The organism is Quyinboa mangrovi, assembly GCF_042219825.1.
Taxonomy (GTDB): Bacteria; Bacteroidota; Bacteroidia; order Bacteroidales; family UBA5342; genus JBHJHP01.
Genome location: NZ_JBHJHQ010000001.1, coordinates 704,018 through 723,966, shown reverse-complemented (window position 1 = coordinate 723,966; position 19,949 = coordinate 704,018). Strand labels below are relative to the sequence as shown.

Annotated in this window: 12 protein-coding genes; 9 read left to right on the top strand and 3 right to left on the bottom strand. The window is 37.1% G+C overall.

All coding sequences use genetic code 11. From position 1 onward, the window contains the following. Positions 1 to 204: 204 nt before the first annotated feature. The 5 genes from ACE1ET_RS03080 (at position 205) to ACE1ET_RS03060 (ending at position 6,647) form a co-directional block, all read left to right on the top strand. Positions 205 to 762, top strand: a complete 558-nt coding sequence (locus tag ACE1ET_RS03080) for a DUF4347 domain-containing protein (RefSeq protein WP_375726895.1) — start codon at positions 205 to 207, stop codon at positions 760 to 762. A gap of 361 nt (positions 763 to 1,123) precedes the next feature. Then, entirely contained in the window at positions 1,124 to 4,432 is a 3,309-nt protein-coding gene (secA, locus tag ACE1ET_RS03075) for a preprotein translocase subunit SecA (protein ID WP_375726894.1), read from the top strand. Positions 4,433 to 4,435: 3 nt separating this feature from the next. Further along, entirely contained in the window at positions 4,436 to 5,536 is a 1,101-nt protein-coding gene (gene lgt / locus ACE1ET_RS03070) for a prolipoprotein diacylglyceryl transferase (RefSeq protein WP_375726893.1), read from the top strand. 6 nt (positions 5,537 to 5,542) lie between these two features. Beyond that, entirely contained in the window at positions 5,543 to 6,085 is a 543-nt protein-coding gene (locus ACE1ET_RS03065; protein WP_375726892.1) for an STM3941 family protein, read from the top strand. A gap of 280 nt (positions 6,086 to 6,365) precedes the next feature. Beyond that, entirely contained in the window at positions 6,366 to 6,647 is a 282-nt protein-coding gene (locus ACE1ET_RS03060) for a hypothetical protein (RefSeq protein ID WP_375726891.1), read from the top strand. On the opposite strand, the gene ACE1ET_RS03055 is transcribed toward ACE1ET_RS03060, so the two are convergent. The 3 genes from ACE1ET_RS03055 to ACE1ET_RS03045 form a co-directional block, all read right to left on the bottom strand. After that, entirely contained in the window at positions 6,648 to 7,871 is a 1,224-nt protein-coding gene (locus ACE1ET_RS03055; RefSeq protein ID WP_375726890.1) for a M16 family metallopeptidase, read from the bottom strand. A 170-nt stretch (positions 7,872 to 8,041) separates the two neighbouring features. After that, on the bottom strand, positions 8,042 to 12,565 hold the full coding sequence (locus ACE1ET_RS03050) for a hypothetical protein (protein WP_375726889.1): 4,524 nt from the start codon (positions 12,563 to 12,565) through the stop codon (positions 8,042 to 8,044). 204 nt (positions 12,566 to 12,769) lie between these two features. Next, complete coding sequence (locus ACE1ET_RS03045; RefSeq protein ID WP_375726888.1) at positions 12,770 to 13,813, bottom strand: o-succinylbenzoate synthase; 1,044 nt, start codon at positions 13,811 to 13,813, stop codon at positions 12,770 to 12,772. A 363-nt stretch (positions 13,814 to 14,176) separates the two neighbouring features. Between ACE1ET_RS03045 and ACE1ET_RS03040 the strand changes: the two genes are divergently transcribed. The 4 genes from ACE1ET_RS03040 to ACE1ET_RS03025 all read left to right on the top strand — a co-directional run bounded on the left by ACE1ET_RS03040 (position 14,177) and on the right by ACE1ET_RS03025 (position 19,926). Next, positions 14,177 to 14,977 carry a polysaccharide biosynthesis/export family protein gene (locus ACE1ET_RS03040; RefSeq protein WP_375726887.1) on the top strand — a complete coding sequence of 267 codons (801 nt, stop codon included), beginning with the start codon at positions 14,177 to 14,179 and terminating at the stop codon, positions 14,975 to 14,977. A gap of 1 nt (position 14,978) precedes the next feature. Continuing rightward, entirely contained in the window at positions 14,979 to 17,447 is a 2,469-nt protein-coding gene (locus tag ACE1ET_RS03035) for a GumC family protein (protein ID WP_375726886.1), read from the top strand. 98 nt (positions 17,448 to 17,545) lie between these two features. Beyond that, complete coding sequence (locus ACE1ET_RS03030; RefSeq protein WP_375726885.1) at positions 17,546 to 18,094, top strand: UpxY family transcription antiterminator; 549 nt, start codon at positions 17,546 to 17,548, stop codon at positions 18,092 to 18,094. Between the two features lie 26 nt (positions 18,095 to 18,120). Further along, a complete protein-coding gene (locus ACE1ET_RS03025) occupies positions 18,121 to 19,926 on the top strand; it encodes an SLC13 family permease (protein WP_375726884.1) in 1,806 nt (601 codons plus the stop codon). Positions 19,927 to 19,949 lie beyond the last annotated feature (23 nt).

The following is a 19,949-nucleotide window of genomic DNA, read 5'->3' as shown; positions in this document are numbered from 1 at the left end:
CCTTTTTTTATCCCATACAAAGCACATCGTTCGTGTCAGAACATCTGTATTAAAAAAAAACAGAGGATCTCCAATTAGTATAAATTAATTTATTGTTAAATTAAATATAATTAAAGTTAAATAAAATTAGGTTTTTATATTGATATATTGTAAATTTACAGTTTATATAATTAATTAAAGATCAATTCATAAAATTAAGAAGTCATGAAGAATCTAATATCCCTATGGTTACTGCTTATAAGTGCAGGTTTGAGCATAACAGCCCAGACTAAAGATCTTGTGGTCATTGATGAGAGTATTCAGGATATAAATTTATTGAAGCATTCAATACTAAGAGAAGCAGAGGTTCTAATGGTCAATAGTGAAACTGAATTGTGGTTTGAGATATACAGGATTACCAGCACAAATCAGAATATCAAACAGGTTCATCTGTTACTGCCCGTAAAAGAAGGGAAATTAGTTCTTAACGGCACTACATATGATGAAAATTCTATATCTGATTTGTTCGATTTGAAGCTGTTAAAAAACAAAGAAATATCACTACTGTTTTACGGTTCAAATTTTGCCAGTTCTGAAAATGGAAAAGCTATATTAAATAAAATATCAGAACTCACAAATTTAAGTGTGGCTGCTTCTGAGACTGCAACTGCAGGTGAAAATAAAGGTGGAGACTGGGGATTGGAATATCAGACAAATTCTGATTTAGTCTTTGAACCAATTTTTAATGAAGATGCATTAAAGGACTATCCTCAAAACTTTTAGATAGAGGAATAAGATATTGCCTGTTTGAATTTAGAAAGGGGAGGGATTCTGTTGGATTCTTCCTTTTTTCATTTATGACACTCAAAGGTTAATTAATCTGACATTTTGTTAAATGTGACAGGTATGTATTTTATGAAGTGATCATCACATCTTAAGGCTTGAGTTTTGTAATGTTCTGATTCAGTGATATATATATTTATCTTCTTGTGCGGATTTAATTTCGGAGATATTACAGTGATAATTTGTGGAATGGTATTTGTTAAAACAGATGCAAGTATTAAAGGATTTATGAACATTCGGGCAGCGCTCATTCAAATAAAACCGTTAAATTTGCGTCTGTTCAAAAAAATCACAAAAACCAATGGCAATAAATACAGTGCTCTCAAAGTTTTTTGGTAACAAATCCGACAGGGATATTCGTCAGTTAATGCCTTTTGTTACAAAAATAAAAGAGGTATATCCGGAAATCGAAAAACTTAATGATGATGCGTTACGAAATAGAACAACTGAAATAAAACAGAAGCTTAAAGATGTTTCAGAGGAAGAGAGAACTCGAATTGAATCGTTACGGGAACAAATAGATGAAGATTCCGTTGCTTACGAGGAGAGAGAAAAGCTCTATGATGAAATAGACGATCTGGAGAAAAAGATTTGGGAAAAAGAAAAAGAACTGCTTGAAGACATGCTTCCTGAAGTCTTTTCAGTTGTCAAAGAGACCGCCAGGCGGTTTAAAGAAAATGAAACCATAAAAGTTAAAGCTACTCAATTTGATCGTGACTTAGCTGCTAAATTTGATTTTGTAGATATTGAAGGTGATTATGCTATCTGGCACAATTCATGGGTTGCTGGTGGTAATACGATTACCTGGGATATGGTTCACTATGAAGTTCAGTTAATCGGTGGTGTTGTTTTACATCAGGGAAAAATTGCTGAGATGGCAACTGGTGAAGGTAAAACTTTGGTCGCTACGTTACCAGTATTTTTAAATGCGCTTGTTGGCAGGGGTGTTCATGTGGTAACCGTAAACGATTATCTGGCAAAACGTGACTCGGAATGGATGGGACCGCTTTACCAGTTTCATGGTTTAAGCGTGGATTGTATTGACAAACATCAGCCAGGATCAGAAAGCCGAAGAAAAGCTTACCAGGCAGATATCACCTTCGGAACGAATAACGAATTTGGTTTTGATTACCTGCGTGACAATATGGCATTTAATCCGTCTGAACTTGTGCAGCGTAAACATCATTATGCCATAGTGGATGAGGTTGATTCAGTGCTTATTGATGATGCAAGAACACCGCTGATTATTTCAGGGCCTGTTCCTAAAAGTAATGATCAGCAATTCGAGGAACTGAAGCCCCGAGTTGAAAAACTCGTAGCTCAGCAGCGGCAAATGGTGACCCAACTTTTGACAGATGCAAAACAGAAACTTTTATCAGAAGATTCGAAAGTCCAGGATGAAGGATCGTTGCTTTTGTACAGGGCTTATAAAGGATATCCAAAATATAAACCTTTAATTAAGTTCCTGAGTGAACAGGGGATTAAGGCCCGAATGCTGAAGACAGAAAACCTGTATATGCAGGAAAACATGAAGAACATGCATGTTGTTACGGATCCTTTGTTCTTTGTAATAGATGAAAAATTAAATTCCGTTGAGCTTACAGATAAGGGGATAGATATTCTGACAGGTGATTCAGATGATCCTAACTTTTTTATCCTTCCCAATATTGGAGATACCATTGCTGAAATTGAGAAAAACAAGGATCTAAAGGAAGAAGCAAAGGTTGCTCAGAAAGATCAGCTTTTACAGGACTATGCGGTTAAGTCTGAACGTGTTCATACCGTTACCCAGCTCTTAAAGGCTTATTCAATGTTTGAAAGGGATGATCAGTACGTGGTTATCGACAACAAGGTAAAGATTGTTGATGAGCAGACTGGTCGTATTATGGAAGGACGCCGTTATTCTGACGGGCTGCATCAGGCCATAGAAGCAAAAGAACGCGTTAAAGTTGAAGCTGCGACGCAAACGATGGCCACAATCACCCTGCAGAATTATTTCAGAATGTATGAAAAACTGGCCGGTATGACAGGTACGGCTGAAACGGAAGCAGGTGAATTATGGGATATCTATAAACTGGATGTGGTTGTAATTCCAACCAACAAGCCCATTGTAAGGGATGACCGTGAAGATAAAGTTTATAAAACAAAACGTGAAAAATATAATGCAGTAGCCGAAGAAATCGTTGAGCTTACTAAGGCAGGACGTCCTGTTCTTGTAGGTACTACATCGGTAGAGATTTCTGAATTGCTCAGCAGAATGTTAAAGATTCGGGGCATAAATCACAACGTGCTTAATGCAAAACTGCATCAGAAAGAAGCAGATATTGTTGCACATGCCGGTAACGAAGGAATGGTGACGATTGCTACGAATATGGCCGGTCGTGGTACAGATATTAAGTTAAGCCCAAAAGTTAAAGAAGCTGGAGGTTTGGCTATTATTGGCACAGAGCGCCATGAGTCACGTCGTGTTGACAGACAGCTGCGTGGTCGTTCTGGTCGTCAGGGAGATCCGGGATCATCACAATTTTATGTGTCGCTGGAAGATGATTTGATGCGATTATTTTCAAGTGATCGTATCGTAAAGATCATGGACCGTCTGGGACTGGAAGATGGTGAAGTTATTCAGCATTCAATGATCTCGAAATCCATAGAACGTGCTCAGAGAAAAGTAGAAGAAAATAACTTTGGCATTCGTAAACGTCTGTTGGAATATGATGATGTGATGAATTCGCAACGTGAGGTGATTTATACCAAACGTAAACACGCTCTTTTAGGTGAACGTATGGGCGTTGAAATAGCAAATATGCTCTATGACACATCCGAAGGTTTGGTAAATGATTATCATGATGCCACAGACTACGAAGGACTGAGAATGGAACTATTCAGGATCTTTGCAGTTGATCTGCCTGTTAGTGAGGATGAGTTTGTGGGAATGTCAAAAGGTGATCTTTTCGATAAAACTTATGCACAGATCATTGACACCTATAAGCGTAAACAGGATAAAATTGCAACTACTGCCACACCTGTTATCCGGAATGTTTATGAATCAAGGGGAGAGCAGTATACCAACATTATGGTTCCTATTTCTGACGGAAAAAGGATGTTTCAGATAAGTGCAAACCTCGAACGTGCTTATAAAAACGACTGCAAGGAAATTATCAGGAGTCTGGAAAAGAATATTCTTCTGTTGTATATCGATGAAGAGTGGAAAGAACACCTGAGGGAGCTTGATGATTTAAGACAATCGGTTCAGAATGCAACTTACGAGCAGAAAGATCCTTTGCTTATTTATAAGTTTGAATCATTTAACCTCTTTAAAACAATGATTGGTGAAGTTAACAAAAATGCAGTCACCACATTGATGAGGGCACAAATACCTACAAGGGAGCCTGATCAGGTAAGAGAAGCTGTAGAACGCAGAAGTGATATGAGTAAATATAATACCAGAAAGGATGAGGTAGCTTCTGGTGGCCGCTCAGGTGGAAACGATTCAGACCAGCCCAAGCCTAAGGCTCAACCTGTACGGGTAGACAAGAAGGTTGGCAGAAATGATCCGTGTCCTTGTGGAAGTGGTAAAAAATACAAACAATGTCACGGTAAAGAAGCTTAAAATATGCTTGGTTTTATTTTATGGAACGTTGATCCCGAAATTTTTTCTATTGGTCCCTTACATGTCCGGTATTACGGATTAATGTTCGGGATCGGTTTTTATATTGGTTATAAAATTTTTTCAGACATTGTAAAACGTGAAAAATTACCTGAAGAATGGGTCGAAAAACTATTTATTTATACTATAGTCGGCACAGTTGTAGGAGCGCGTTTAGGACATTGTCTTTTTTATCAGCCACATTATTATTTAACTCATCCCATTGAAATCCTAAAAATATGGGAGGGAGGTCTTGCCAGTCACGGAGGTGCGCTCGGTGTATTACTTGCCCTGATCGTATTTTCAAAAAAAGTTTCAAAGCGAAGTGTTTTCTGGGTATTGGATCGAATAGTTTTGGGGGTGGCGCTGACTGCTGCACTCATTCGTTTCGGTAACTTAATGAATAGTGAAATATACGGATATCCAACCGATTCAAAATTTGGGGTTGTATATCTTAAGGATACACGTTTCGCACATATGCTTGAAGATGGAAGTGAATTGGCAAAATTTGTTGATGATTACAACGTTGAAAAAGTTGATGGTGATTCACCTGATGGTGGAGAATCGTGGCCTGTAATGTTTAACGTAACTCTTAAACAGGGCATCTCTGACGAGAAGCAGGCCGATGCTATAGCCAGGTATATCATTAAAAATGCACTGAATAAATATATAAAGGAAGATGGAGCGGAGACAAATGTTTATGTTCAACCTGATGTAATTCCGGAACTTAAAATAGTTAAGGGGCATTGGATGGCTTCTTTTCCGGCATTTGTGATTCCAAAACATCCTACGCAAATTTATGAGTCACTTTGTTATTTATTTGGTTTTGTCCTCTTAATGTTTCTTTATTATAAAACAAACCTCGCAGAAAAGAAAGGATTGCTGTTTGGTATATTCTTGATTATAACATTTTTATCTCGTTTTGTGATTGAATTTGTTAAAGAAAATCAGGTCAATTTTGAAAAAGGTATGTCATTAAATATGGGACAGTGGCTCAGTATACCATTTATCATTGCCGGAATAATACTTGTTATTCGTCCCTTTGTGTCAAAAACCAGAGAAAACTAAAAAAACATGGAACAAAATGCAACACAAAAAGCCATAGAATATACGCGTAACAGATCGTGGTTATTTGCCATCGGATCATTTGTGTTTATTATTGCAGGTGGTTATCTCATATATAATGCGGAGAACCTTGTTCACAATGGTGGCTCAGTTGGCGCTAATGTGGTTATTGGTGCATTTATGATTATGTTCTTCGGATATGGCCTTTTCATGAATCTAAAACGGCTGATCAATAAAACGCCGGCGTATATTTTCACTGATAAGGGGTTGGTTTATAATGTTAAAAATCAGGATTCAGGAACTGTATTATGGAAAGAAATTAAAACCTTTTCAAGGGTAAAGGTTAAAGGGAATTATTTTATCCTTCTTATGGTTAAAAATCCTGAGGAAATCATAGAACGTGAAATGGGGCGTATGAAAAAGAGACTGATGAAAATGAATATGCAGACTTATAAAACGCCACTCAGTATTGCAATGAATGAACTGCAAATATCTGTTGTAGACTTTGAAGAACTTTTGAAAAAACACCTTAAAAATAGCCCGAAAGGATAAAATACTGTATTTGATATTCGCGCTGGTATTAACATATACAGAATAAGTTTAGGGCTTGTATTAATTCTGTATTAAAATCTTGCATCAAAAAGGAAATAATTTATATATTTACACCTGTTATGTAAGTATGCCTTAAACTTGTTTTTTGAAAAAAATCCTACGAATCTTACAAGGAAGGTAACGTATAACTTAAATAAATCTGATTTATTGGCTCTTTAATATTTAAAAGCGCTGTTATGAATTAAACTTAATTTACCTCTAATTACTAATTTTAATGAAAATGTTACCGAATCCTCTACCTTCAAAATTTCTATGGACATTGACCCTTGGGATTATTTTGATATCATCCGTGGGAATATTTGCCAAAATACTGTTTTGGCCTTATGCCGATGTGTTGATTATTATTGGTGTCCTGTTGTTGATCGTCAATCTGATCCTGATAATTCGTGATATTGTTTTAAATGAAATCCCCAATAAATTATTCTGGATTATCACGATGCTGGTATTTCCTCCGGTGTCATCGATATTTTATCTTCTTCAGAGGGATGAACAGTTGAAATAATTATTTTATTATCAGACTGCTGAGATGTTTTTTGTCAAAAATCACATTTGCAGTTTCCTGCAATTTCAGCGAGGTAATGGATTGAATCTTTTCAACTAACTCTGTAAATGAATCGAATTTATTGTAATGCAGAATACTTTTACCAAACGTTAAAAAATGATTTTCCCTGTTTTCTGTTCCAATGGCCAGCTGTCCGGTAAGCTGACGTTTTGCAATATTTAACTGATTAACGGATAACGGGTTTTCCCTGAGCCTTTTTAATTCAGCCTGAATAATACGTTCAGATTTCTTCAGATTTCGTTTGTCTGATCCGAAATATATTGTAATTAATCCATTTGACGTAAATGGGGTATAATTAGATTCGATATTATAAGCAATTCCGTTTTTTTCCCTGAGATTAAGATTTAGTCTGGAATTTAATCCGGGTCCGCCTAAAATATTATTCAGAAGATAAACAGAATGTCTGTTTTCATCATAAATGCCTGGTGCAATATTACCTGTAATATAATGAACCTGATATGTTTCCTGGTTCATGGATGAATGAACCGGCCGGTACGTATAATGACCGTTTCTTAAAGGTTTTCCGCTGTTTGCAGGATATATATCAAAATATTTTGTTGCCGTACCGTATACACGTTTGAAACTATAGTTGCCCATCACAAAATAAACCATTTGATTGGTGTGGTAATTCGTCTTAATAAACCTGCTTAAATCCTGTGATGCAAATGCTTCGAGCGTTTCTTCTGTTCCAAGAATGTTATGTCCCAACGGATGATCCTTGAATATCAGGTCTTCAAAATCATCGTGGATGGATTCATATGGAGAATCCTTATAGGAATTAATCTCGTCCAGAACAACATCCTTTTCTTTATATATCTCAGTTTCAGGAAATGTGGAATTAAACGTGATATCTGCCATTAACTCTGTGGCGCGTGCAAGAAATTCTTTTGGGAATGCTGCATAAATAAACGTCTCTTCTTTTGTGGTATAGGCATTTATTTCACCCCCGATATTTTCCAGCCTGTTTAAAATCTGAAGGTTTTTACGTTTGGCCGTTCCTTTAAACAGCATGTGCTCAATAAAATGAACAATGCCGTATTCTTCCGTTCCTTCGTTTGATGAACCACAGTTGATAACGATGCCGCAGTATGCAACGTTGGACTGGTAGGGCAGATGTGCTACCCTGATTCCGTTAGATAATGTTTCTAAATGATATTCTGACATAAGTGGCGCAAATATACATGATTTTTATGTTTGAATTACTCTGTTGATTAAAACAACCTAATACCCACAATTCATATCTCCCCGTATTATATAAAATCAGAAACCCACCCACCTTTATTGCGGTGAATGGGCTTCAGAATTAATGCAACTAATTTTTAAAATCAATGTATTTATTGTGGTAAAAGAGAGCCGTTATAAACCTCACCATTTACTATCAGTCTATAGAAATATATGCGTGAAGTTTCTTTAAAGAACGGAATTTCTATGTTTCTGATATCATCTGTCTCGATGTATGAATCAAAAAGTACATCCAGCAGATTGCCAAGTGAATCATATACTTCAAGCCTTACGTGTGAACTTTCGGTCAGGTTAATATTGAAATATACTTCTCCTTCCGATGGATTTGGGTAAGTACAGAGATTTACACTCTGATCCGAAATTTCTTCAGCAGTTGAAGTGCTGTTGCGGTCAGTATCATCGCAGTGCCCCGGACCAATAATACCATTATTGTATTTGTCGAGTGTTGAGGCAACGGATAAAAATATTTCCCTTGCTTCTTCTGCAGTTTCTATGTTATAACCCGATAATAATTCCATAGCCTGCGAAATTTCATCTGTAACAGCGGAAGGATCTGAGCCTGCCAGTATATTTAAATATGCAGCGCCAAATGCACGACCCAGTATTATATAACAGCTGCTGACTGTAGGACTGGAGATGACTTCAAGGTAAGTCATGTCACTTGTGTAGAATATTTCTTTTTCATATTCATTGCTTCCATCCTGGTCCAGATCAGGTAAATTGGTCCATTTTATATCATATTTACCCGATTCTGATGAATGCGTTTTCCAGTATCCGGGTGTTAAGGTACAGCCTGCTCCGGTTGGTTTCGGATCAGGATCCGGTTCGGGATCAGTTCCATTATCCGGTTCAACCGTAATTAAAACTTCACAGGTAGAAGTTGTTATAATTGCATCATTATCACCAGATATGGTAACTGTATTTTGTATTGATTCAGTTTCACCTGAGAAGTCCGGTCCTTTTGAAATGACATAATTAAAATATACAGGGAGCTGATCGCTGTATGTCACGTCTCCAAGTGGCGATTCAAGCATGTTGTCAAAAATGGTAACTGTACCGTTTTTAATATCAGTTGGCGCATTAAATGTTACGTTTTGAAGAGAGGTAAAAGAAATTCCGTTCAACTGCGCTATAACACTGTTATATCCATTCTGTGCCTTGTTTAATAAAAGACTCAAACTGATGCTTTTTGTCGATCCCGGATCTATCTGAATGACTGATTGTTCGAGCGGGATCTGTTCATAATTAAATAAATCAGATAATTCCACTGACATCATTTCTGTAGGGTGAGGATTATAGATATTAATTGTTCCGTTCATGCTGTAATTATCATCATTGACTGTCGCGTCTACAGTAACTTCAAACGGAATATCAATGGTTTCACCCTCTATGACCGTGTAATTTGTGGAATCACTTGTCTTTCTCACATTCCAGTTACAGCTTCTTTCGAATGTTCCAAAGGTATTCTGTGAAACAACCGGTGCGTAGCAGTTAATTTTTACACTTGCGGAAGCCGACTTGTTGACTTCAATAATTTTTGCGGTATTAGGCAATGTATAATTGTAAATACCATTCATAAAATCGGACTGAATGAGATCATACGTGTAAACCGGTCTGCTGTATGTAAAAACTGCAGATGTATCCACATTATTCCAAACCATATTGCCATATGAATCTGTCACAGTTACGCTATCATTCTCTATAGCTGTGATGTTATTAATTGTATTAAAACTATATGCAACAGATTTTATCTGATCAGTATACGCATTTGCCATGAATGTAATGGCCATTCCATCAACCGGTTTTTCCTGGGAAGTTAATGTATAGGTGAATTCGTTTGTGCTGGCTGGTGGAATGGTAGCGTAACCATACATGTTAGCACCCTCGAGCATAACCTGGCTTCCATTAACCTGTTCCATCACGGTTACAAACAGATAATCATCAGGATTGGTATTGGTAATATATACGGTACCTTTTATGGCATAATAGGTCATTGATCCGGTTTTATCGACCTCAATCTTATAATCTATAGCTGATTCTTCACCTGCCATCAGGTTTAACTCATCTACCGAAGCTGATTTATTAATCGTCCAGTCATAAGAGAGTATTTTATCAGTCGCAACAGTTTTTGACATGGTAGGAATATAATAATTGACAGTGGTTGTTACTTCACTGGATATGTTATATTCATTCATGGTAAATGTATCTGTGACAGAACTGCTCTGTTTGCCATCAATATAATTTGATTCACTCAAAACAGGAGTGTCAAAGCTACGCGTAACTGTCATCAGAGTACTCTCACTTATAGGTTCTTCTGTTATTGCGCCAAATGTGTCACTGATAGTAACGGAACCGTTTGTCTCAGATATTATTGCATCCTCTTCATTAAGTGTTTGTTTTAAAACATCAGAAATCTTTTGGTCATTAATTTCTATAATTACACTGTTTTGCTGATCGATAGGCTTCTGATCAGATGTATATGTATATGTCAGATCAATGGTTTCTCCTGGTTGTAAAACAATTGTATCTCCAGGTGCAATTTCATTAAATTCAACTTCGGAACCATTAAAAATATCTGATACGATCATAGTCATTGGTTCTGTTTCTGAAGGATTTAAAATGGATACAGTGCCTGTTACCTGAAATTTACTATCCGTATAATTCTTATCAGCTTTAATTGTATATGTAACATCTGTCTGATCCGAAGGGAACTGATTCACCTCAGGATCTGAAGTTACCGTTAAATCCCATTCAGAATCCCTGTTGAACGAAGTTACTGTAGTTTGTTCAACTACAGGAGAATAATAGGTTACATTAACAGTCGCATCGTCGCTCTGTCCTGTTTCTGCAATGGTTGCTGTGTTGTCAACATCAAATGTAAGTATTCCTCTAGAAACCTGAGCATCACCCAGGAGCTCTTCGCTGATAGTACGGGTGTACGTCCATTCAGAATCTTCCGAAACATTGTACCAGGCCATGTTGGCATAACTGTCTGTGACATTTATAATGTCATTAACCTCTGATACCATCAACATGTTTTGCGGTAAGGTTATGGCATTTTCTTTACCATAAGTGATACCACCTGATATTAATCTTACAGATAATATAGGATTATCCGGCTCTTTGTCAAGCCTTAAAGTAAAAGGAAATACTTTCGTCTGATCAGGGTTAACTATAAATGAGTTATTATTGGATATGCCAACTATTTCAGCATCAGTGCCATCAATGGATGCCATAAGTTGTCCTGTCAGGTTACTTTCTTTAAGCGGATTAACAACCGTAATTAAGCCTTCAACAAGATAGCCTAGTGTGGCAGAATCTTTCTTAACAGAAACAGTATAGCTTACTTCTTCAGAGGCACCGGTAATCATTTCGAGTGTATCTTCAGACACTGTTTTTTGGATTGACCAATGATTTGTTCGTTCAAAGGATGTGCTGGTTACAACTTTAATCTCAGGTATGCTTACCAATATTAATACAGAATCAGTATCCGTATCTCCTGTCTCGGAAATAATTGCTGTTGAAGATTTGTAAACTGATGACTCCTGTTCATGATAGGTATAGTTGTCCGAATTTGTCCAGGAGAAACTATCTGAAATGCGTCCAAGAAATTGTCCATTTCTGTAGACCGTAACCGTATCGTTCAGAATCTCAGAATTTTCTGATGGAATAAGCGTGGTTTGTGTTTGCTCCTGATTTACAGGGGCCTGGCCAAAAACTTTGAACCCGATTTCTTCCGGTACGTTTTCTGATACCGATGCAGTATATGTACAATGAATACTTTCATCGGGTTTAAGAATACATGGTACAACCCTGTTATATGTGATACTCGTTATACTTATGCCTTCAGCAATGGGTAATAATGAATCAATTGTTAATGCCATCTGTAAGGTATTGTGCACCAATATCTCTCCTGAAATTTCGCATAATTTACTTGAAATACCTGTTTGAGTGGCAGTTGTAATAAACGCAGGTGCATATGATCCACCGGGAAATGTTAGTATTGTATCCTGTACAGCCTCTTCGTCAATCGTCCATGTCTTTTCACTTACACAACTATAAGTTGCAGTATGCGATACATCAACAGATTGAGACAGTACAAAGTCGATATGACTGATATCGTAATACTTACAATCCGCTTTCATGGGAGCGTGTAATCCGGTATCGGAAGAAATGGATAATCCTGAATAGTCATAAATGTTAGCCGCACTGTTGGCATCAGTTATTTCTGTGGATTTTAAGTTATTCAGAGAACCACCTTTAACAATTACTTTTTCAATAGAAAGTCCGGGTGAAGTCTCAAACGAGAAACTCTGATGTTCGTTATTGCCTGTCTTTTTTACTTTTATCCAGGTATTGTTGAACGAAAATTCATTTTCATCGCTGCAGCTATAGAAAGAAGTGGCAGAATCACTCTGCAGATAGAATATTCCTTCATAGTAACCGTCAATTTTAAAGCCCGGGTTATCTCCTAATGTACAGGCTGTAGGATTCCCTTCAACCACATAAGGTACAATTCCCGACAAAGTTGTTACTGAATCACAGTTCTGGGCATTAGTTGAAAATAATTTTATGAACAACAATATTGAAATTAAAAGAGGTAGTGATGTTTTCATATAATGCAAATTTAACGTTTAACCTGAATGGTTCCCTTAAGTTGGTTAAATATAGTTTAAACAAAATTAATACAAAAATTACAATAAAAGAAAATATTTTATCTAAATATGCATTATAAGTTAACGTTATATGTATTTTTGTTTGGTTTTTTTGTGTTTGTAAGATTAATATTAATCGCAGAGAAGAGAGTCAGAATGTATATGTCACTTAGGCAAATTTAAGGCAGAAACATGGTTAGGGTTAAACCAAAGTTTGTCATTCCGGATATAAAGTGGTGATTCAAAATTATTTTCGTAAAGACTACCAGTTCCAAGTCCCTGATGCATTCTGATACCAAGAGTTGATGTCCATTGGGCAATTGCATTCAAACCAATATTTGACTCAAGTGAGGAGGTAATCCAGTATTTTATTTTTAGAAGATCAGCAATATTCATCCATGTTTCGCAAATTTCAAAACCTCCCTGCAAACCCGGTTTTAATATAATGTATTGTGGTGAAATATATGAAAGCAGTTCCCGCTGTTGTTCAAAATCAAAAATTCCGATCAGTTCTTCATCCAATGCCACAGGCACAGGGGTGTTGGCGCAGATTTTTTGCATCAGTTCGGGTTGTCCGGATCTTACAGGTTGTTCAATGGAATGAATTTTTAAGCCGGCCAGTTTGTCAAGTATAAACATCACTTTTTCTTTCTGGAACGCTCCATTTGCATCTACCCTTAATTCAAGTTTATCAGCAGAATATCGTTTTCTTATATCTTTAAGAATATTCAGTTCTGTATTGATATCAATGGCACCAATTTTCATTTTTAAGCAATGGAAACCTTTTGAAAGTTTATCATCTATTTGCCTTGTCATCCAGGCTTTATCACCCATCCATATCAATCCATTAATTGGGATGCCGTCTGTCCCTTTAGTGAACCAATTGTCAACAAACGCATGATATTCTGATCGTAGATCTTTAAGACCGGTTTCAACAGCAAAATGGATCGAAGGCCAATATATGAGATTATTCAATATGCTCTTTAGGTCTTTGCCTGAGTTAATATCTTCAATAACCCGATAAAGCCTGTTTTCAAATTCAGAATTCTCATCAAAACTTAAGCCCGGCAACCGTGAAATTTCACCAATCCCTTTTTTATTTCCATCTTCAAACAATAAAAGCCAGGCAGGTTTAGTTTTTAGAACACCGCGGGACGTTCCTGCCGGAAAGCGGAAAACAAGTGTATGTTTATGAAGTCTGACTTTCATGGCTGAAATTTAGCTTACAAATAAACAAATAATACGACTCAATAGGAGATTATCTGCTTATAATTTAGTATCGGATTGGTTGATTGGCGGGATTGAAAACTTTGGTATCGGGAGTTTTGGAGTAAATGGATCAATGTATTTGATAAATGGCATAAAGCAGAAATCACATACTTATTAACATACTATGTTGAAAACTTGTTGGATAGATGTTAATCAATTGTTTATCTGTTGTTTAAAAGAGGTTTGCTGATGCTGGGTAAAACTATTGACACAAACCTTTTATTATTCCACAGTAAAACGTGAAATTTTGTTATTTTTGTTGCTTGTATAGCAAGATAAAGCTGTTAGAAAAATAAAGTATAAATGGGAAAGTTTATTTTCAGAAAAGGCCACAGTTTGGTTCTGCTCCTGTTTGCAATGATATCTATTTCCTCTTGCGTCACTAAAAAGCAGATTACCTATCTTCAGGCTCCCAACAAAAAAATTCCATCATATGAAGATTACAAACCGGAAAACTATACTGTTAAGCCCGGTGATGAATTATATATAAATGTTGAGCCATTGATGGAAGAGGAGCAGGGATTTCTTTCCACTTCACGACAAATCTCCGGTGGTTCAATGGTTGGTAGAACATTATCTTTATTGAGTTATCTGGTTTACGATGACGGCACCATTGATTTTCCTTATGTAGGAACAATAAAAGTTGAGGGTATGACAACCCGAGAGATTAGAAAGAAGATTATGGATGTGCTGGATGAATACCTGATGGAACAGCCAAAAGTTACCGTCAAATTGGTGAACAGGTACATCAGCATCATTGGCGATGTTAAATCTCCCGGAAGATACGAGATATATGAAGAACAGATGAATATCTTTCAGGCCATGGCTATGTCTGGAGATGTAGGGACCTATGGTGACAGAGCTCAAATAAAGATTATTCGGAATATTGGCGATGAAACGGTTGTAAGGGAATTTGATCTCAGATCTGAGGATATTATCGGTTCAGAATTTTATTATGTGCTGCCGAATGATGTTATATATGTGGAGAAAATGAGAGGTCAGTTCTTTCGGTTCGATAATTTTGGGAATCTCTTTTCAACGATCACTTCTTCGCTATCCTTTTTAATCTTAGTTTTAAGTTACGCAAACGTACCATTGAATTAGTATGAAGAACAAATCTACCGAAGATAGTTATAATAAGCCATATTATCCGCAGATAGAACAGGATGATGAAGGCATTAATATTAAAAAGTGGATTATTAAAATCCTTGCTAACTGGTATTTGTTTGTTTTAGGTGTGGTTATCGCGGGCGGTATAGCCTATTTTGTCAATAAAAAGATTGTCCCGTCTTATAAAGTGGGATCCACAGTGTTGATTGAAGAGTTTAAAAAATCAAACCTGATTGGTGCACAATCTGTGATGCAGGGATATGGTCTTGGAGGTTACACCAATGTGAATAACCAGGTGGTTATTCTGCAAACGTTCTCACTGATTGAAAAAGCCGTGGACTCACTGGATCTTTCGGTGGACTATTATGCCAAGGATGCATTCAGAGAAGTACCGTTGTATAAAAATTCTCCGGTAGTTATTCATTTTGATTCGGTTCCGGGAACTGCAATAAATCTGATTTACTATTTCAGAAATATTGACAATAACCGCTTTAAAATTGTCTCGGACGGGAATGACTTTTTTGAAGGTTTTTCTATAGAAGGCAGATACGGCATCCCTTTGGTTCATAAGGGGATAAAACTGATTGTTACGAGAGATCCGGTTTATTATTCAGATAAAAATCCTATTGATATTAAGTTTCATTACAGAACGAAACAAAGTATTGTTAAAGAGTTTAACAGCAGAATGTCTATCGACTATGTGATGGATGAATCGACAATTGTGGAGGTTTCACTTACCGGACCAAATCCAAGACGGGATCAGGATTTTCTGGACGGATTAACCGCAGAGTTTCTTGATGATAACCTGACCCGGAAAAATCAGGAAGCGATTCGAACCATTGCGTTTATAGATAAACAATTGCGTGACATTGCTGATTCATTGGCGAAAGCCGAAACCAAGCTTCAAAATTTCCGATCTGAAAATCTGGTAATGGATATTTCGGCTCAGGCTAAATTATTGATTGATCAGGCAAACAAACTAGAGGATCAAAGAGCAAACCTTTTGTTACAGAATAGTTATTATGATTACCTGATTAAATATCTGAGAAGTGAAGAAACAACCGGAAGTATTGTTTCGCCTTCTACAATGGGAATAACTGAACCTCTGCTGACGGAACAGGTAAAACAATTTGCAGAATTGCAAAATAAACGTTTGTTATTAACGGATAAGAACCCGCTTTCCGAGACTACAACAAGGCAGATTGAAACTGTGCGTGAAGCGTTGATTGAGACCACTGATAATGTGATAGAAAAAACAAATATTGCCATAGAAGATGTGGATGAACGTTTGGAAGAGGTTAAAAATAAGGCTAAGATTTTACCTGCTACAGAACGTGCCTTGTTGGGGATTGAACGTACATTTACAGTGAACGACAGTTATTACACTTTTCTGCTCCAGAAACGTTCCGAAGCACAGATACAAAAGGCTTCCAATACACCGGATAACCTGGTGCTGGATAAATCGATGGTACTGGCACGGGTTGATGCCAATAAATCGAGAATCAATTTTTTGATATCTCTCGTATTGGGACTTGGTTTACCCTTTTTGTACATCATTCTGAAGGATTATTTCAATACACGTATTCAAAGCAAGGATGATATTGAAAAGGTCTCAAGTGTTCCTGTGTTAGGAATGATCCCGCATACAAAGAAACAGGCCAGAGTTATTACCGTTAAATATCCTAAGCTGGCTGTTTCTGAGGCATTCAGAACGATCCGGACCAGACTGGAATTTATGGTCCAGGGCGAAGGTAAGATGATGATGCTGGTGACTTCATCCATGCCGGGTGAAGGAAAAACATTTACGTCGCTGAATATGGCCGGTATTTATGGTCTGTCAGGGAAGAAGACGGTTCTTTTAGGATATGACCTCAGAAAGCCCCGGATTGCAAAATATCTTGACATCAATGCTACTCCGGGGATCTCAAATTATCTTATAGGAAAAGTAACCCTTGATGAGATCATTCAGAAACCTGAAGGGTTACCATTTGATGTTATTGTATCAGGAACAGTACCTCCTAATCCGGGAGAATTAATCGGATCAGAAAAGAACAGGGAATTATTGGATGAACTTAAAAAGCATTATGATTATATTATTATTGACTCAAGTCCGGTAGGAATTGTATCAGATGGTTATCTTCTGGCTCATTTTACAGATATCAATTTATTCATTGTTAGACACAATTACACTATTAAGCAGTTGCTCAAAGATAATCTTGAAACTGCTACTGCAGACGGAATTCCAAATCTTGCAGTGATAGCGAATGATATTCTGGTGAAAAAGAGTACTTACCGCTATGGAAGATATGTATATGGCAGAAGATATGGTAGTGGTTATGGCTACGGCTATGGTTATGGCTACGGCTATGGTTACGGTTACGGCTATGGTTACGGTTACGGCTATGGTGAAGGGTATATTGAATCAGAAGAAGATAATAATTCAGGATCGGACGAAAAGGCTTAGCCTGTCAATATAAATTATCAAGGTAATTCATGTTGGGTTGAACCTGAATGAAATACCTTTTTTTTATAAATAGAAAGCCTGCTCAGAAACGGTAAACTGTGACTGAGGAGGCGAAGCTGCGTAAAGATATGAACGGAAAAAACAACAAATATGCATGGTATGCTATCTATACCCGTTCAAGAGCTGAAAAAAAAGCATTTGAATACCTGAATGAGGACGGGATTGAAGCTTATCTGCCTTTAAAGAAAACATTACGGCAATGGAGCGATCGTAAGAAGATGGTTGAAATGCCGTTGGTTCCTTCTTACATTTTTGTTTATGTATCAGAAAAGGAATATTACAAAGCATTGAATACACCTTATACTATACGATATGTTACATTTAACGGCAAGGCTGCACCAATTCCGGAACGGGAAATTAACCTGCTGAAATTGATGTTAAGGGAGCTCCCCAACGACGTAAACCTTATTGTGACAGATATTGAAAAAGGTGACATGGTGGAGATAACTGCAGGTCCTTTGAAAGGGGCAAAAGGAGAGGTAGTGTACAAAAAGGGAAAGCAACATTTTCAGGTGAGGCTCGAACCTTTAGGATATGCGGTTCAGGCAGAAGTAGCCGGGGCATTTTTACAGAAACTGAAAGCTTAAGACTTTTACCGGTTTAATACATCTATATGACAGTTGATGCTTATTTGGTAAGTGCAGTCATTATTCTGATGGTCATAGCTCTATTTAAAGAGTTGTTCAGACCAGGACTTATACTCTTTTCGGGTATATTTCTGTTCATGGCTCTTGGTATCATTGATGTTCAGGAGGCTCTGGCAGGATTTTCCAATAAAGGGATGATTACAATAGCCATTTTATTTTTGGTAAGCGAAGGAATTCGTCAGACCGGTGCACTTAATTATCTGGCTAAAGTGATGTTGCCCAAAAAAGCATTGCCTGTACCCATATTGTACCTTAAAACATTAATCCCTGTATCCGGGTTATCCGCGTTTTTAAATAATACACCGGTTGTCATTATTTTTGCACCAATATTTAAAAAATGGGCGGAAAAAGTAAATTTACCTGCATCAAAATTTTTAATCCCGTTATCATATGCCACAATTTTTGGAGGTGTGTGTACCCTGTTTGGAACGTCGACTAACCTGGTTGTTCATGGTTTAATGCTGGATGCCGGGTTTAAAGGATTTGGTATTTTTGAATTGGGGAAAGTCGGTGGTTTAATTGCCATTGCAGGCTTTATTTACCTGATAGTATTTGGTAACTGGTTGTTGCCCGGGAAAAAGGTACCTAAAACATATTCATTTACAAATTTCAGGGAATATTATTTTGATGTATTAGTTAAACCCGGAGGTCCTTTAATTGGAGAGATGATAGAGAAACGAAAGAATCTGAAACTGAAGGATTTTCTTGTTTCATCCATCCATAGAAATGGCCAGATTATTAAGACTACGCGGGGAAGGTATATCATTGAAGAAGGTGATCATTTGATTTTGGCAGGAAAATCGGAGACCATAGAAATATTGCTTGAAATAGACGGATTGGAACTGGCTTGTCTGAGTAAGGTAAGTGATTCATTCCGTAGGCAGCATCTAAAACAAATCGAAGCAGTAATATCACCACGGTTCCCCGGTATTGGAAGAAAGATCGGTGAATTTGACTTCCTGTCTCACTATGGTGGAATTGTTATGGCTGTGCACAGGAATGGAGAGAGAATATCATCTAACGTAGATGAACTGGTATTAAAAGAGGGGGATAATTTAATACTGCTGACAACTGAAAAGTTTCTTAATGACTGGGGTGATTCCCGTGTGTTTTATACTACATCTTATCTTGGCGATATAAGTAAGCCGGAGAAAAAGGATAAAATGTGGATGTCTCTTATAATTTTGATGGGAATGGTCATTGGGACGACTGCTTTTCAGAATTACAGGATATTCGGTAAAGCTCCTTTGGATATGTTTTTCTTTGCAGCAATGGCGACCGTACTCATGGTCTGGACTAAAATTATTCCTGCTCAGAAATACACCAAGGCAATAAGCTGGGACGTTATTATTACGATTGCCTGCGCATTTGGTATCAGCAAAGCGCTCAATAATTCAGGAGCTGCGGATGTGGTGGCCTCGTTTACAATTAATATTTTTAAACGCTATGGTCCTTATGGTGTGATTGCTGGGATATATCTAATTACAATGATATTTACAGAAGTGATCACTAATAATGCTGCAGCAGCTTTAAGTTTTCCAATTGCATATTCAGCTGCTCAGCAGTTAGGAGTTGATCCAAAGCCATTTTTTGTAGCGATAGCTATGGCTGCTTCTGCATCGTTCAGCACTCCAATAGGATATCAGACAAACCTTATTGTGCAAAGTATAGGGAATTACAGGTTTGCGGATTATTTACGCATTGGTTTACCTCTTAATTTTATCAGTATGGCAGTGTCAATAATTTTTATCCCTTATTTTTGGGAATTTTAATGAAAAATGAAATAAACAGATAC